The 16218-nt window shown below is 38.5% G+C and carries 13 protein-coding genes; 2 read left to right on the top strand and 11 right to left on the bottom strand.

Annotated features, from left to right (window positions below; all coding sequences use genetic code 11):
- Positions 1 to 55: 55 nt before the first annotated feature.
- The 5 genes from ilvA to ilvD form a co-directional block, all read right to left on the bottom strand.
- On the bottom strand, positions 56 to 1321 hold the full coding sequence (ilvA, locus tag SJY23_RS09115; protein WP_396596088.1) for a threonine ammonia-lyase: 1266 nt from the start codon (positions 1319 to 1321) through the stop codon (positions 56 to 58).
- An 80-nt stretch (positions 1322 to 1401) separates the two neighbouring features.
- Entirely contained in the window at positions 1402 to 2874 is a 1473-nt protein-coding gene (ilvC, locus tag SJY23_RS09110) for a ketol-acid reductoisomerase (protein ID WP_396596087.1), read from the bottom strand.
- Positions 2875 to 2960: 86 nt separating this feature from the next.
- Positions 2961 to 3518, bottom strand: a complete 558-nt coding sequence (gene ilvN, locus SJY23_RS09105; protein WP_035334217.1) for an acetolactate synthase small subunit — start codon at positions 3516 to 3518, stop codon at positions 2961 to 2963.
- A gap of 84 nt (positions 3519 to 3602) precedes the next feature.
- A complete protein-coding gene (gene ilvB, locus SJY23_RS09100; RefSeq protein WP_396596086.1) occupies positions 3603 to 5327 on the bottom strand; it encodes a biosynthetic-type acetolactate synthase large subunit in 1725 nt (574 codons plus the stop codon).
- A 124-nt stretch (positions 5328 to 5451) separates the two neighbouring features.
- Complete coding sequence (ilvD, locus tag SJY23_RS09095) at positions 5452 to 7131, bottom strand: dihydroxy-acid dehydratase (protein ID WP_396596085.1); 1680 nt, start codon at positions 7129 to 7131, stop codon at positions 5452 to 5454.
- Between the two features lie 336 nt (positions 7132 to 7467).
- Between ilvD and SJY23_RS09090 the strand changes: the two genes are divergently transcribed.
- Both SJY23_RS09090 and SJY23_RS09085 read left to right on the top strand, forming a co-directional pair.
- Positions 7468 to 8841 carry an aldehyde dehydrogenase gene (locus SJY23_RS09090; RefSeq protein WP_396596084.1) on the top strand — a complete coding sequence of 458 codons (1374 nt, stop codon included), beginning with the start codon at positions 7468 to 7470 and terminating at the stop codon, positions 8839 to 8841.
- Between the two features lie 102 nt (positions 8842 to 8943).
- Entirely contained in the window at positions 8944 to 9246 is a 303-nt protein-coding gene (locus SJY23_RS09085; RefSeq protein WP_396596083.1) for a hypothetical protein, read from the top strand.
- On the opposite strand, the gene SJY23_RS09080 is transcribed toward SJY23_RS09085, so the two are convergent.
- From SJY23_RS09080 to SJY23_RS09055, 6 genes are all read right to left on the bottom strand, one after another.
- Positions 9232 to 10095, bottom strand: a complete 864-nt coding sequence (locus SJY23_RS09080; protein ID WP_396596082.1) for a biotin-dependent carboxyltransferase family protein — start codon at positions 10093 to 10095, stop codon at positions 9232 to 9234. The genes SJY23_RS09085 and SJY23_RS09080 overlap by 15 nt on opposite strands.
- Entirely contained in the window at positions 10092 to 10784 is a 693-nt protein-coding gene (pxpB, locus tag SJY23_RS09075; RefSeq protein WP_396598114.1) for a 5-oxoprolinase subunit PxpB, read from the bottom strand. The genes SJY23_RS09080 and pxpB overlap by 4 nt, the downstream gene beginning before the upstream one ends.
- On the bottom strand, positions 10784 to 11515 hold the full coding sequence (pxpA, locus tag SJY23_RS09070; RefSeq protein WP_396596081.1) for a 5-oxoprolinase subunit PxpA: 732 nt from the start codon (positions 11513 to 11515) through the stop codon (positions 10784 to 10786). The genes pxpB and pxpA overlap by 1 nt, the downstream gene beginning before the upstream one ends.
- Positions 11512 to 12735, bottom strand: a complete 1224-nt coding sequence (locus tag SJY23_RS09065; protein WP_396596080.1) for an Nramp family divalent metal transporter — start codon at positions 12733 to 12735, stop codon at positions 11512 to 11514. Before SJY23_RS09065 ends, pxpA begins: the two co-directional genes overlap by 4 nt.
- Before the next feature lie 69 nt (positions 12736 to 12804).
- Positions 12805 to 14340, bottom strand: a complete 1536-nt coding sequence (locus tag SJY23_RS09060; protein ID WP_396596079.1) for a PAS domain-containing protein — start codon at positions 14338 to 14340, stop codon at positions 12805 to 12807.
- Between the two features lie 164 nt (positions 14341 to 14504).
- A complete protein-coding gene (locus tag SJY23_RS09055; RefSeq protein WP_396596078.1) occupies positions 14505 to 16043 on the bottom strand; it encodes a YifB family Mg chelatase-like AAA ATPase in 1539 nt (512 codons plus the stop codon).
- Between the last annotated feature and the right edge of the window lie 175 nt (positions 16044 to 16218).

Genomic DNA, 16218 nt, shown 5'->3' with positions numbered 1-16218 from the left:
TGAGCCTTTTTGTTGTTATACGGTTTGATACGCTTTCGCGAAAATCTGATTACACTCAAACAAGCAATTGAAACAACGCTGGTTTATCATTAAGATACTCACCATAAAATTTACGCGCACGCATTCTATCGAGAAGCGGCTGTAAATCTTCTGAAGATTTAATTTCTAGACCTACGATTGCTGGTCCCTGCTCCCTACTTGTCTTTTTTGAATATTCAAAATAAGTAATATCATCTGTGGGTCCGAGAACCTCAGCCACAAACTCTTTCAAAGCTCCCGCTCGCTGCGGAAACTTCACAATAAAATAATGTTTTAATCCTTGATGTAACAATGCACGCTCCTTGATTTCGGCGGTACGGGTAATATCGTTATTGCTTCCGCTTACGATACAAGCGATATTTTTACCTTTAATTTCTTCAGCAAATTGATCTAGTACGGCGAGCGTCATTGCGCCAGCGGGTTCTGCTACTATAGCATCTCTATTATATAAATCAAGAATAGTCTGGCATATCTTACCTTCAGACACGGTAACCACCCTATCCACAAACTGCTGAGCAATTGCAAAGTTGCGATCGCCTACTCGTTGCACTGCCGCACCATCAACAAATTTATCAATCTCATCTAGCGTAGTATTTTCCTTTTTTGAGAGCGAAGTCAGCATCGCTGGAGCCCCCGCTGGCTCTACTCCTATAATCTTTGTTTTAGGTGATAGATGATGAAAAACACTAGACAATCCAGCTATCAATCCTCCTCCACCTACTGGAACAAAAACATAATCCAAAGCCTGCTCAGATTGCGTTAAAATCTCTAAGCCTACAGTTGCCTGGCCTTCTATTATTTTTTCATCATCAAAGGGATGTACAAATGTTTTTCCTTCTGTGGTACAAATATGACTAGCTCTAGCAAATGCGTCATCAAAAGTATCACCTTCTAACACGACAGTAATCCAATCTCCACCAAACATTTCTACTTGCTCCACCTTTTGATTAGGTGTAGTAGAAGGCATAAAGATAGTGCCATGAATACCTAAACGTGAGCATGACAAAGCTACGCCCTGCGCATGATTACCAGCACTAGCACATACGATGCCTACTTCTTTTTGCTTGTCTGTAAGCGTGCTTATCTTATTATAAGCGCCTCGTATTTTATAACTGCGTACTTGCTGTAAGTCTTCACGCTTTAAAAAAACTTCTGCATCAAACTTTGTTGAGTAGGTAAAGCTGCGCATAAATGGTGTCTTTATGGCAACCTTCTTTACCCTATTTGCTGCATCAGTAATTGACTTTAACGTGGGAATAAATATTGTTGTTGCTACTGTCATTTACACATAGTATCCATACTTGATATTTTGAACTTTATTACACCCTAATCTTTTACAGATTAACAATGCAGCTCTTTTGTTTAGGCTGTTTTTACTTTCTTCATTGCAACCATAGCTCTTCGTAGTGTAGCTCCTATTTCCTCAACAGGATGATTGCGTATTGCATCGTTTACAGCAATTAATTCTTGATTATCTACATCATTTTCTTTCGCGAAAGCGGAACCTATAATATTAGTATCCACCTTCTTCATAAAGTCGGTCAATAAAGGCTTACAGGCATGATCAAAAAGATAGCAACCATACTCTGCTGTGTCAGATATAATACGATTCATCTCAAAAAGCTTCTTTCTAGCAATCGTATTTGCGATAAGTGGCGTTTCATGTAGCGACTCATAATACGCACTTTCTTCTATAATTCCTGCAGCAGTCATGGTCTCAAAAGCAAGCTCTACTCCTGCTTTCACCATCGCTACCATGAGAACTCCGTGATCAAAATATTCTTGCTCCGTAATCTCTTCTGTAGTGATTTCTTGTTTTTCAAAAGCAGTTTCTCCAGTGGCAGCTCTCCATTTGTGAAGATTCTTATCATCTGCAGCCCAGTCTTCCATCATTGTTTTTGAGAAATGACCAGAAATAATATCATCCATATGTTTTTCAAATAGCGGACGCATAATTTCTTTTAATTCCTCGGCTAGTTGGAAAGCTTTAATCTTAGACGGATTATTAAGACGATCCATCATGGTTGTGATTCCGCCGTGTTTTAAGGCTTCTGTGATGGTTTCCCAACCATACTGGATTAATTTTCCAGCATATGCAGGGTCAATCCCTTTTTCTACCATTTTATCAAAACAAAGGATTGATCCCGTTTGTAGCACTCCACAAAGTATGGTTTGCTCGCCCATAAGATCAGACTTTACTTCTGCCACAAAAGAAGACTCTAGAACACCTGCTCTGTGTCCTCCTGTCGCTGCTGCATAGGCTTTTGCTTGTGCTAGCCCCTTTCCTTCTGGATCATTATTAGGGTGTACTGCAATTAAGGTAGGTACTCCAAAACCTCTTTTATATTCCTCTCTTACCTCAGACCCAGGGCATTTAGGTGCCACCATGATTACCGTTAGATCCTCACGAATTTTCATTCCTTCTTCTACAATATTAAAACCGTGAGAATAAGCAAGTGTTGCTCCCTTTTTCATTAAAGGCATTACAGCTTTTACTACCGAGGTATGCTGCTTATCTGGTGTAAGATTCAACACTAAATCTGCAGTAGGAATAAGTTCTTCATACGTCCCTACTGTAAATCCATTATCTGTTGCATTCTTAAAAGACTGACGCTTATCTGTAATCGCTCCCTCACGTAATGCGTATAAGATATCACAACCGCTATCACGCATATTAAGACCTTGATTAAGACCTTGCGCACCGCAACCTACAATCACAATCTTCTTGCCTTCTATAGCCGCAATTCCATCTTGAAATTCGCTAGCATCCATAAAACGGCATTTCCCTAGTTGTGCCAGTTGATCTCTAAGTGGCAATGTGTTGAAGTAGTTCATTCTAATTAATTTTCGGTAAAGACGGTGGTTAGAAATACGTCTTTATAATGATTAGTTATTGTTTTTTAGACTCTGTATTTGAGGTATTACGCTTTCGCGAAAGCGGTCTCCTGCTCATTTCTTATTTGTTGTAACAATGAAGAGATAGGCATCTCTGTCTTAGTAACTGCAATTCTACCCGAACGAGTAAACTGCATGATACCAAAAGGTTTTAACTCACGGTGTACCAAATCAATTTCAGACCTGCGGCCTGACTTCTCTAGCACAAAGAAATCTTTATTTACTGTGACTATGCGAGCATGACTATCTTTAATGATATTCTGAATTTGAGGCTCTTCAAAAAGCAACTCAGATTTGATTTTAAAAAGTGCACTTTCTGTAAAAATGGTCTCCTCATCAGTATGATAAAAGGCCTTGATTACCTCGACCTGGCGCTCTATCTGACCTTTAATTTTTTCCATTTGATGTTCTGTAACATTTACCACTAGTGTAAACTTAAAAACATCATCTATCTCACTCTCTGAAGCAGAGAGACTCTCAATATTAATCTTACGACGTTGAAATATAGCAGAGATGCGATTGAGTAACCCAATGTTATTCTCACTGTATATGGTAACTGTATATGTTGTTATTTGCTCACTCATACCTATTGAGTTTAAGTACTTATTATTTTTATTGCAGCTAGATTATTTAAGGAATTTCGGCGTAATGTTCTTAATAGAAAAATCCTAAGCTAGGCGTATATCAGATACCGATGCTCCTGTAGGAATCATAGGGAATACATTGTCCTCTTTTTCTACCATCACTTCTAGAAAGAAACTATTTTCTGAAGCAATCATACGAGCAATAGCATCTTCTAGGCCGTTTCTATCACTCACTTTTTGAGCTTCAATATCATAAGCCTCTGCTATCTTACAGAAGTTAGGGTTCTTCATCTCTGTGCTGGCATAACGCTTGTCAAAAAACAGTTGCTGCCACTGGCGCACCATTCCTAAAAACTCATTATTGAGCACTACAATCTTTACTGCAGCACCGGTTTGAAAAATAGTGCCCAGCTCTTGTATAGTCATCTGGTAACCACCATCTCCTATGATAGCTACTACTTCACGATCTGGCGCTCCCATCTTTGCTCCTATTGCTGCTGGAAGGGCAAAGCCCATCGTCCCTAGACCTCCAGAAGTAATGTTACTCTTAGATTTTTTAAAGTTTGCATAGCGTATACCTACCATCTGATGCTGTCCCACATCTGTTACTATAATGGCTTCGCCATTTGTTTTAGTATTGATAAGCTCTATGACCTCCCCCATGGTTAGACCTTCCTTTGTGGGGTGAATGTCGTTCTTTATTACTTTATCAAACTCTATATTATAATGGTCTTTAAATTTTTGATGCCAAGCGGTATGTTCTTTATTTTCTATCAGCGGTAAAATTCTTTCTAGGGTTTCTTTAGAGTTGCCTAATACCGGTATATCTGCTTTTACGTTTTTATTTACCTCAGCTGGGTCTATTTCAAAATGAATCACCTTAGCTTGCTGTGCATAACTTTCAAGATTGCCTGTCACACGGTCATCAAAGCGCATCCCAATTGCTATTAACACATCACATTGGTTAGTAAGTACATTAGGTCCATAATTACCATGCATCCCCACCATACCCACATTAAGCGGATGATCTGTAGGAATTGCAGATACTCCAAGGATTGTCCACGCAGCTGGGATTCCAGATTTTTCCACAAAGGCTTTAAAGGCCTCTTCTGCTTCACCAAGAATAACACCTTGCCCCCATACAATCATGGGTTGTTTTGCACTATTTATAGCTTGTGCAGCTGCTTGTAATTGTTCTTCCTTTACTTCTGGTACAGGCACATAACTACGTATGTGTTCGCATTTTTCATAAGAAAATTCAAACTCTTCAAACTGGGCATCCTTTGTTATATCAATTAATACAGGGCCTGGTCTTCCAGAACGCGCTATATAAAAAGCTTTTGCCAGTACTTCTGGTATTTCCTTAGCACTTGTAATTTGATGATTCCACTTTGTAACAGGCGTAGAAATCCCTATAATATCGGTCTCTTGAAATGCATCACTTCCCAATAAATGCGAGCCTACTTGCCCAGTAATACAAACCATAGGTGTACTGTCTATTTGAGCATCTGCAATACCTGTAATTAGGTTTGTGGCTCCTGGCCCTGAAGTCGCAATAGCAACACCTACTTTTCCTGTTGCTCTAGCAAACCCTTGTGCCGCATGCGTCGCACCTTGCTCATGACGCGTAAGTACATGACGTATTTTATCTTGATGTATGTGCAACTGATCATAAAATGGCATGATCGCCCCACCGGGATATCCATAAATTAAATCTGCTCCCTCTGCCAGCAAGCAGTGTATTAATGCCTCGCTACCGCTCATTGTGATAGTTGTCTTTGCTGGATTTTGTATGGTTGTTGTCTCCATATACAGGTATTTATGTGGCATTATTTTTAAATGTGCCCTTGTTTATTATCTTCTTAAACCTTCAAACCTCTAATATTAAACAGAAGAGAAAAACTTGAAGGTAACTCCTTGTCACTCCACTTTTCTAAAACTCATCTGTAACACAGCCCTCACTTGCAGAGGAAACCATTCTCGCATATTTGTAGAGCGATCCTTTTTGAACTTTAAGAGGCGGTGCAATCCAGTTTGCTTGACGGCTTGCAAGTTCTTCCTCGCTTATCTCCATATTTATGGTATTATTTTCTGCATCAATTACAATGATATCGCCATCTTCTATGAGTGCAATACCACCACCATCTTGTGCTTCTGGAGTGATATGCCCCACCACAAAACCATGTGTCCCACCAGAAAAACGTCCATCTGTAATAAGTGCAACGTCTTTACCAAGTCCTGCGCCCATGATTGCTGCTGTAGGTTTAAGCATTTCTGGCATTCCTGGACCACCTTGCGGCCCTTCATATCGTATTACCACAACATCGCCTTTCTTTACCTTACCAGCACCTATGCCAGCATTTGCTTCATACTCACCATTAAATACACGTGCGCTTCCGCGAAAGTGTAATCCTTCCTTCCCAGTGATCTTTGCAACCGAACCTTCGCTTGCTATATTTCCATACAGTATACGGATGTGCCCTGTAGCCTTTATAGGATTCTCTACGGTATGAATTACATCTTGATGTGCTTTCAGATGATCAACCTCAGCTAGATTTTCTGCAATGGTTTTGCCGGTTACGGTCATACAGTCTCCGTGAAGCATCCCTTGATCAAGCATATATTTTAATACGCCAGGAACACCTCCCACTTTGTGCAGGTCTTCCATTAAGTATTTTCCAGAAGGTTTCAAATCTGCTAGAAAAGGAGTCGTATCACTTATTTTCTGAAAATCTTCAAGTTTAAAATCGATTTGTGCAGCTTTTGCGATTGCAAGAAAATGCAAAACTGCATTTGTAGAACCTCCCAATACAGTGACTAGCTTTACTGCGTTTTCTAGTGACTTACGTGTCACGATATCTGAAGGCTTAATATCATTTTCAATTAAGTTTCTCAAAGCAGCACCTACTCTAGCGCATTCTGCTGTTTTATCTGGAGAAACTGCAGGATTAGAACTCGTATATGGCAAGCTCATTCCTAATGCTTCTATGGCAGAAGCCATTGTATTTGCAGTGTACATACCGCCGCATGCACCAGCTCCTGGACATGCTTTTTTTACTACGGTTTTAAACTCTTTTTCTGTAATGCTGCCCGCCACTTTCTCTCCCCATGCTTCAAAAGCAGAAACAACATCGAGCTTCTTATCTTCATGACATCCAGGTGCTATAGTTCCTCCATAAACAAGTATAGAAGGTCTATCTAAACGTAATTGCGCCATCAAAGCTCCAGGCATATTCTTGTCACATCCCACAACGGTAATAAGCGCGTCATAAGACATCGCTTGCACCACCGTTTCCATTGAGTCTGCAATGATATCACGTGAAGGTAAAGAGTATCGCATACCAGGAGTTCCCATTGATATACCATCACTAACCCCTATGGTATTGTAAATCAAACCTACCAGATCGGATGTTTGTACGCCCTGCTTGATATCTACCGCCAGCTTATTTAAATGCATATTGCACGGGTTACCTTCATAACCTGTACTAGCAATACCCACAAGTGGCTTTTTAAAATCTGCATCTGTAAGACCTATGGCATGTAACATTGCCTGTGCTGCTGGCTGTGTAGGGTCTTGAGTGACCGCTTTGCTGTATTTATTAAGTTCCTTCAAGAGTATAATGTGTTTGGAATGGTTAAAATTATTATTCTAATATCAACTGCACAGTTTATAATAATAAAGCTACCGACAACCAAACCAACTCATTTAGACTTAAAAATCTGAATATCAATTAATTAATACAGAACAAAACATACTTCTACAAGAATCTATCGTCTTATTTAATAGAAAAACAGCGTTATATAATTCATACTTAGTCAATTAAAAAAACTCGATTCTTCACCTTTTAAGTTAATAGCAATATCCTTATGCAATACTTTATATTAAATCTTTCAGAAAATCACCACGGCTCCCTTAATAAGTCCCTATTTTTGGTAAAAACATACCGCCGTGACTATTCCTCAACTACTAGATACACAACGAGATTATTTTGCAACTGGACAAACTAAGGATATTGCCTTCAGGAAAGATTGCTTGGTACGCTTTCGCGAAAGCATAAAAAACCACGAGCAAGAGATTATCAAAGCACTAGCAGATGATTTTAAAAAACCAGCTTTTGAAAGTGTTGCTACAGAAGTGAGTATTGTCATGATGGAACTTAATAAGGCCATTAAAGAAATCTGGAAATGGCAGATGCCAAAAAAGGTTTCTTCTTCGCTTTTAAATTTTCCTTCTAGTGATAAAATCATGTATGAGCCATATGGCACAACGCTGGTGATCTTACCGTGGAATTATCCTTTCCAGCTTGCCGTAGGACCAATAGTAGGCGCAATTGCTGCTGGTAATACGGTTGTATTAAAACCTAGCGAACTCACTGCTAAAACATCAGAACTACTTGCAAAGATAATTTCTGAAGTGTTTGATAATGGACATGTAGCAGTTGTTCAGGGTGATAAAGAGGTAGCACAAGAATTGCTAGCACAACGATGGGATTACATTTTCTTTACAGGAAGTGTTCCCGTGGGAAAAATAGTTTACAAAGCAGCTGCAGAACATCTTACACCAGTAACTCTTGAGCTAGGCGGAAAAAGCCCTTGTATCGTTGAGCAATCTGCCAAAATACAACTAGCCGCAAAGCGAATTGTTTGGGGGAAATTTGTTAATGCTGGACAGACCTGTATCGCTCCAGATTATATCCTAGTGCATACTTCTGTAAAAGATAAGTTGCTCACCGCACTAGATGTGGAAATCACAAATGCTTATGGTGCAGATCCTGCTATATCTCCAGATTTTGCAAGAATCATCAGTGACAAAAACTTTGATAGACTTTCAAGCATGCTTGAAAATGCAACAGTATTTAAAGGCGGAAATACTAATATGGATGAACTTTACATTGCCCCTACGGTGCTTGATAAAGTAACTGTAAAAGACAAAGTAATGCAGGATGAAATTTTTGGCCCGATTCTCCCTGTACTTACTTATGAAAACAAAGAGGACATTGCGAGAATTATAAATGCTATGGAGAAACCACTAAGTGCCTATGTGTTTTCAGAAAAGCGATCTTTTAAAAAATGGTTTAATAATAGCTTTTCATTTGGTGGAGGAGCAATGAATGATACACTTGTTCATTTTGTAAATGACAAGCTGCCATTTGGCGGCGTGGGTCACTCAGGAATAGGAAGCTATCATGGTAAAAAATCATTTTACACCTTTAGTCATGCAAAGGCAATTGTAAGTCGTGGCACATGGATGGATGTGCCCATGCGTTATGCTCCTTACAAAGGAAAAATAGGTATACTCAAGAAGTTTATGAACTGGCTTTAATAACATTACTACATAAAAAAATAGGGCATTTACCCCTACTAAAACAATTGCATCCCTAGTACTTTTACGTATGTTCAATTTTCCCCCCACAATAATATACTTATGGGAAGACCAACTAAAACCGAACGTTTAAAAGAAGCCAGACCAATTATTATGCAATCAACCCTAATTTTTTGCAAACTGAATTTACAAAAAATCTATGCCCGCAGCCGTCGCCTTGAACTTACTCACTGGAACGAGGATCAAGACTACGCGGATTATATCAACAACCTCTGGACAACAATGAAGAAGCACGACGCTATTAGAAAAGATGCTTTAAAACTTGATGAAATGCTAGGTACGGGTGATGCTGTTCAATTATTAAGTGACATCGTCATGGAGCATAGACAATCAAAGAATGGCTAATCTAAACTGACTATCTTGTTGCATTTGTGCTAGCTTATTAAGATCGCTGGCAACTACTTGTAGCACTCGAGGATAACCTCCTGTAGTCTGACAGTCATTCATTAAAATAATAAATTTTCCAGCGGGTGTGAGCTGCACTGTTCCTGGTATAACAGGACTTGTGTATATACTTTTTAGAGCGTTTGGCAATGTCTCAACAAGTTGTATTGCCATCCTGTTCCATAGGTCTGAAACCGTAAAAACACGGTTATTTAATTCTTGCTGCTCTGTGTAGCTGAGTTTTGAAAACTCAGGCCCTTTGTTAGCGTTGATAGTAGCTATAGATGAATATGACACCCCAGATTGTGATTGCATCTTGAGATGTGCATTTTTTGACGCGCCATATCTTGAGACACCTAGCGATAGCTCCATCCCTGCAGTGAGCTTTCCTTGTGGTGTGAGTGGGTAATACCAGCTCGTACTACCTAATATGACTTGAGAATCTAGTCCTCCTGCAAATGCAAGATAGCATCTAGATCCTCCGCTTATTTTAGACATTTTTAATACTTGTTTGGCTTTCGCCAAAACAGGAACGCCTTCCATTACCTGAGCCCCATCTAGCGTAGCTCCTGCATTGCTACCTGTAATTACAAAGTTGACATCATGATTGAATACTATAGTAGGTCCCAGTAAAGTACACTCTAGCATTGCTGAATGAGGTAAATTATTGAGAATAGCATTTGCAATCATAAAAGCATGTTTATCCATAGCACCACTTTGTGGAACTCCTAGATGTGCGTAGCCTGCTCTACCATTATCTTGGACGGTTGTATAAAATCCTGGATGCAATATGGAAATAGAAGGTTTCATAAATTATTAGACGTTACCATCTTCTCATACTCACGCTCGTTTATGGCATAAAATGTAATTGTATCGCCTGCATTAAATAGACTAGGCTTTGCTTTTGTTGCGTCAAATAACGAAATAGGAGTTCTCCCTATTACGTGCCAGCCACCAGGACTATCTTGAGGATAAATACCTGTTTGTGTTCCTCCAATGGCAACACTTCCCCTTGCTATTGAACGTGATGGAACAGATTTTCTATCAAGATGTAATCGAGCATCCAGATTTTCTAAATATGGGAAACCCGGAAGAAATCCTAAAAAGTAGATAGGATACTCTCTATTTGTATGGATTTTTATAATTTCAGGTATTGTGCGTTTTACTTGCAATGCATATTCTTCTAAATCTGGAGCATAGAGACTGCTATAGCAAACAGGAATCTGGTGTACGACGCCATTACAATCATTATTAGATACTGGAACATTGAGTAAAGCTGAGACTTGATTAATTAAAGAATCTATGTTTGTGGTTATAGAAATACAATCTTTAAGAAGCAACTCATTATATGTATGTACTACCTCAGCATTGAAAAGTTTTGACAAATCATCTTTTTTGGTGAGCAGCCAATTCAAAAGATCCTTAGATGGAGTACTAGCTATTTGAATTAACAATGAATAGTCTCCTAACCTACTAATATGAAAATCACACTGGTACATCATTTTATCAAAATATTCTCTTGAGTAAATGCTTTGTGAATTTCTTTTACAATCTGTAATGCATTTTCTGTGTCGCCGTGAACGCAAAGTGTATTTACGTCAAAAGGAAGTGTAAGATTGTTTACTGTTTTGAGTTGGCGCTGCTTTACCATTCGTAATACGTGAGGTAAGATTGTACTATGAGACGTTAATACCGCATCTGGCAGACTGCGAGATACTAGTGAGTAATCATCATTATAATTTCTATCTGCAAAGCCTTCTATGCTTATAGCTAGTTTTGAAACAGCTAGCGATGCAATTACAGAATTATGAGGTACGTAGAGCACAAGACGGTCATCTATCTCAAGTATGGTATCTATAATAAGATGAGCTATTTCTTCATTTTTGGCAGCTTCGTTATATAACGCACCATGTGGTTTTACGTGATATACTTGCTGTCCAGATTGTGCAGCGAGACTAATAAGAAGTTTAATTTGAGAAGTTATCGACTCTTTTAAGAGTGCGTTAGAAATAGCCATAGCCTCACGACCAAAGTTCCTACGATCTGGGTAACTGGGGTAAGCACCAACTTTTACATTAGATATTTTCGCGAAAGCGAGGACCTCCAGCATCGTTGCTGTATCTCCTGCGTGACCACCACAAGCAATATTACAAGAGCTTAAGTACGGCATTAACTGAGCCTCGTTCCCCACACCTTCACCTACATCGCTATTGAGATCTATATGGATCATAGTAGACCAAATACTTTTAAGATAGTGCGCGCACCTAGTACAAAAACGATTAACCAAATAACGATTGAAATTCCATTTTGAAGTGATGTGTTTACATACTTCCCTAATACTTCGCGTTTGTTTACTATCCAGATTAAATAACCAGCAATTATAGGTAATAATACTCCATTTGCTACTTGCGCAAACTGGATAATCTCTACAGGGCTGTACCCAATGGATGAAAAAATGATACCAAGTATAAGTATAGTAAGCCAGACTGATCTAAACTTAACTGATTTGAGATCTCGTTCCCAACCTAAACAACCTTGTACAACATATGCTGCTGCAAGAGGAGCTGTAATGGCAGATGTTAAGCCTGCCGCTCCTAACCCTAACCCAATAAAATACCGTGCATAATCTCCAAAAAGTGGCTCTAGACTTTGAGCAAGGTCGGCTGCATTTTTTATCTCGCTTCCCTGTATGGCCGCAGCACAAATAATAATGGCCATGCTTACCAAACCTCCTAAAACCACAGCAACGATTGTATCGCGTCGCGCAGCTGGTAAATCTGATGTATTATCCCACTTCTCACTGACTAATGATGCATGTAAAAACAAATTATAAGGAACTACTGTTGTACCTACTAGTGCAACAATAGTGAGTAAGCTACCATCTGGAAAAGAAGGAATAAAACTACCTCTTAAAACAGCTATTATATCCGGCTTGGTTACAAATGCCGTTGTAACAAAAGCCATACTCATGATAATAACAAGTGTGACAAGTATACGTTCTAGCACTTTATAATTTCCAATAAATAGGATAATGCTAGCGAGGATTCCTAGCACTAAAGACCAACTATTAATATCCAAAGTACCTAAACTTAATGAGCTCGAAAACCCGAGTGCTTCTATACCTAAAACGCCTCCGCTTATATTACCTGCCTCATATGCCGCATTGCCTATTGCTATAGCGCAAAGCATTAAGATAACTGCAAAAGTTCGTGTAATTTTATTTGATATGGAATCTCTTATAACGCCGGCTAGCCCTTTACCAGAGACAAGACCTATACGAGCTGCCATTTCTTGTAATACTATGGTAGCAATTATAGATAAAACCATAGCCCATAGTAGTGTAAATCCATATGCAGCTCCTGTAATTGTACATACTGTAACAGTGCCCGGACCTATAAAGGCGGCAGCTACTAGTACACCAGGACCTGATAATTTGAATTTATTATCCATCTATTGCGCTCAACATATTTAAATTATATATGATAAGCACAAAGTACGGAGAACACTTGATATATTAACCTACGGTAATTTATTTTTAAAAAGTACGCTAAAGATAGAGCCTTCCCCCTTTACACTAGATACACTTATCTCATCCCCCATGTCTTCTATTTGGTTTTTGGTCATAAATAAACCTAAACCTTTTGCATCTTCATTGCGGTGAAATGTTTTATATAATCCGAATAGTTTCCCTCCATTGGCATTAAGGTCAAGTCCTAATCCATTATCTTCAACAGAGAGTAATAAATCATTGATAGATGTCATCTCTGCATTAATTTTTACAATAGACTGCCTACTACTATCGCTATACTTAACTGCATTTGAGATTAGATTAAATAAAATACTCTCTAAATATGCAGCATTATAAGTAATCTGTATATCGTTAGGAATATCACATAAGATAATAACATCCTTCTCGCTTATTTGAGCTTTTAGTGTATTTATTGTCTTATCTATATATTCTCTCAAGAGAATAAGTTTTGGCTTGTCTGATAAGTTTCTATTTGAAGAAGCTATGTCATTAAGGTTACTAATAGTACCACTAAGACCATCTGAAATATCATAAAGATAGCGTGCTAGTTCTTTCTTCTCTTCTGGACTCTGCGCATCATCTATGAGCTGGAGAATTGTTTTTAAATTACCTGCATGTGTTCTCAAATTATGAGAAACAATGAGTGCAAAGTTCTTGAGACGTCCATTATGACTCTCTATGAGCTTATTTTTATTAAGAATATCTTCTTCATACTCCTTCATTGCAGTGATATCAACGTGAGTTCCTATCATACGAGATGGCTTTCCATTCTCATCCCACTCTACAGCTTTACCTCTATCTTGAATCCACTTATAGGCACCACTTGAAGAAAACACTCGATGCTGTCCAGAATAGTACTTAGTGCGCCCCTCAAAGTAAGCATTCATATCATCAAAATACATTTGCTTATCATCCGGATGAACTTTATCTGTCCATGTACTATCACTTAGTAATAAACTATCCCTGGGAATTTCTAAAAACTCTAATGATTTATCTGAGTAATAAACTTCATCATTCTCAATATCCCAATCCCACACTCCTATTTCTGACCCTTCAAGAGCAAACTCAAATCGATCTTTGACACTGAGTAGTTCTAGCTGAATATTTTTCATCTCAGTGATATCTGTAGCATACCCATGCCAGCTTGTTACATTCTCAGAAAGCTTTTCTGGAGTAGCTTGTATTTTTACCCAGCCATGAGCACCAGATGGTAATAGGAATCTAAATTGTTGAATCCACGGAGTCGAAGTTTTCATAGATTTATAAATAGCATCTAATACTGGCTTTCTATCATCTACGTGTACTAAATCTGAAATAACATGCGCATTATCTTGAAGATACTCTAGCGTAAGTCCGTAGAGTGCCTCTGCATTCTCTGTAATGAAAGGAAAAGAATAACTTTTAGAACGTTTGTCAAACTGAATTCTAAAGAAAAAACCCTCTACCTGATCTAAGAATTTTCTTAAACTATCAAGGCTAACCGCTTCTTTAGAAGTATGATCTGGAGATTTTTTTTTTGATATCATAGTAAGGGGGTTCTATCACGTCAAACAAAGATATTATTAAAAAAAAACGAACAGTCTTACTGTTATCACAAATTAAACATTGTTACAATATTATCGATGAAATACACTTATCGACGATAAAGTGTTCTATTTTATTGTGTAAAATATAGTTTGTTAAGAAAATATTAACCTAACCAACCATCTCGATCTAAACTTCTATACTGTATTGCCTCAGATATATGAGTGCCTGTCACAATAGCAGCACCTTCGAGATCTGCAATAGTTCTTGACACTTTTAAAATACGATCATAAGCACGGGCAGAAAGATTTAAACGTTCCATTGCAGTTTTCAATAATTCTTTAGATGCCTCATCAAGTGCACAATACTTTCTTATTTGCTTCACATTCATCTGAGCGTTATAGTTAGTTTTTACGCTTTCGCGAAAGCGTTCTACCTGCAATTCTCTCGCTGCTGTAACACGTTTACGTATATCAACACTTGACTCTGCCTTAGTCTCATCACTAAGCTTTTCAAAAGGCACAGGAGTCACTTCAATATGAATATCAATGCGATCTAAAAGTGGCCCTGAAATTTTACTCAAATAGCGCTGCATCTCTGCAGGGCTACTCGTAACAGGAGCATTAGGATCATTAAAATAGCCTCCAGGACTAGGATTCATACTCGCGACAAGCATAAAACTAGAAGGATAAGTAACCGTAAACCGCGCTCTGGATATAGTAACTTCTCTATCTTCGAGTGGCTGTCTCATCACTTCTAATACAGAACGCTTAAACTCTGGCAGTTCATCCAGAAATAAAACACCATTATGAGATAAAGATATCTCACCAGGTTGAGGATAAGCACCACCCCCAACTAACGCTACATCTGATATAGTATGATGCGGACTTCTAAAAGGTCGCTCAGACATGAGGCCTTGGTGTTCCTTTACACGCCCCACCACAGAATGAATCTTAGTAGTTTCCAGCGCTTCTCGCAATGACATGGGAGGTAAAATACTAGGTAATCTTTTACTAAGCATGGTTTTACCAGATCCTGGTGGCCCTATGAGTATAATATTATGACCTCCTGCTGCCGCAATTTCCATGCAGCGCTTAATGGATTCTTGACCTTTTACATCTGCAAAGTCAAACTCTGGATGCTCAAGACTTTTGTAGAACTCCGCTCTAGTATCTATAACAGTAGGCTCAAGAGGTGTTCCTTGATCAAAAAAAGCAATTACTTCACTTATATTTTCTACACCATATACATCAAGTCCATCTACAATTGCTGCTTCTTTTGCATTTTGAGCCGGTAAAATAAATCCTTTATATCCTTCTTCTCTAGCTTTGATTGCAATAGGTAAAGCTCCCTTTATGGGTTGTAAACCTCCATCAAGAGAAAGTTCTCCCATAAGGATATACTTCTCTACCTCTTCTCCTTTAATCTGTTCGGTGGCAATAAGTATGCCTGTAGCAAGAGGTAAATCATATGCAGACCCTTCCTTGCGTAAGTCTGCGGGAGACATATTAAGAATAAGTTTCTTCCCTGGTATTTTATAACCATTATTTTGTAATGCTGCTGCAATACGATAGCTGCTTTCCTTGATTGCATTATCTGGTAGCCCTACTAGGTGGTAGCCTACTCCCTTATCTACATTTACCTCTATCGTAATTGTAGTAGCATCTACCCCAAAAACAGCACTTCCATAAACCTTAGTTAGCATCTAATCAATTGTTTGCATAAATATAGTTAATACTCTGGTAATCAACCCCTGCAATTTCAATAAGCTGTTTTAGGGGCAAACACCCCTACAGCTTTTTGTAAAATCACCCTACTTTTACAATAGATTAAAAGAATTTTTATCCATTATAAAACCACTCACCGCAAGTCATATTGAG

It is taken from the genome of Dokdonia sp. R86516, from assembly GCF_044596715.1.
Lineage (GTDB): Bacteria > Bacteroidota > Bacteroidia > Flavobacteriales > Flavobacteriaceae > Dokdonia.
The sequence above is the reverse complement of the archived record's forward strand: the minus strand, read 5'-3'. Positions and strand labels throughout refer to the sequence as shown.

What these genes read in the sequence shown, in the direction of transcription:
- ilvC (WP_396596087.1), bottom strand. Translation starts at nt 2,874, where the DNA reads ATGAACTACTTCAACACATTGCCACTTAGAGATCAACTGGCACAACTA.
- SJY23_RS09055 (WP_396596078.1), bottom strand. Translation starts at nt 16,043, where the DNA reads ATGCTAACTAAGGTTTATGGAAGTGCTGTTTTTGGGGTAGATGCTACT.
- SJY23_RS09085 (WP_396596083.1), top strand. Translation starts at nt 8,944, where the DNA reads ATGGGAAGACCAACTAAAACCGAACGTTTAAAAGAAGCCAGACCAATT.
- SJY23_RS09060 (WP_396596079.1), bottom strand. Translation starts at nt 14,340, where the DNA reads ATGATATCAAAAAAAAAATCTCCAGATCATACTTCTAAAGAAGCGGTT.
- pxpA (WP_396596081.1), bottom strand. Translation starts at nt 11,515, where the DNA reads ATGATCCATATAGATCTCAATAGCGATGTAGGTGAAGGTGTGGGGAAC.
- pxpB (WP_396598114.1), bottom strand. Translation starts at nt 10,784, where the DNA reads ATGTACCAGTGTGATTTTCATATTAGTAGGTTAGGAGACTATTCATTG.
- SJY23_RS09080 (WP_396596082.1), bottom strand. Translation starts at nt 10,095, where the DNA reads ATGAAACCTTCTATTTCCATATTGCATCCAGGATTTTATACAACCGTC.
- ilvA (WP_396596088.1), bottom strand. Translation starts at nt 1,321, where the DNA reads ATGACAGTAGCAACAACAATATTTATTCCCACGTTAAAGTCAATTACT.
- ilvB (WP_396596086.1), bottom strand. Translation starts at nt 5,327, where the DNA reads ATGGAGACAACAACCATACAAAATCCAGCAAAGACAACTATCACAATG.
- SJY23_RS09065 (WP_396596080.1), bottom strand. Translation starts at nt 12,735, where the DNA reads ATGGATAATAAATTCAAATTATCAGGTCCTGGTGTACTAGTAGCTGCC.
- ilvN (WP_035334217.1), bottom strand. Translation starts at nt 3,518, where the DNA reads ATGAGTGAGCAAATAACAACATATACAGTTACCATATACAGTGAGAAT.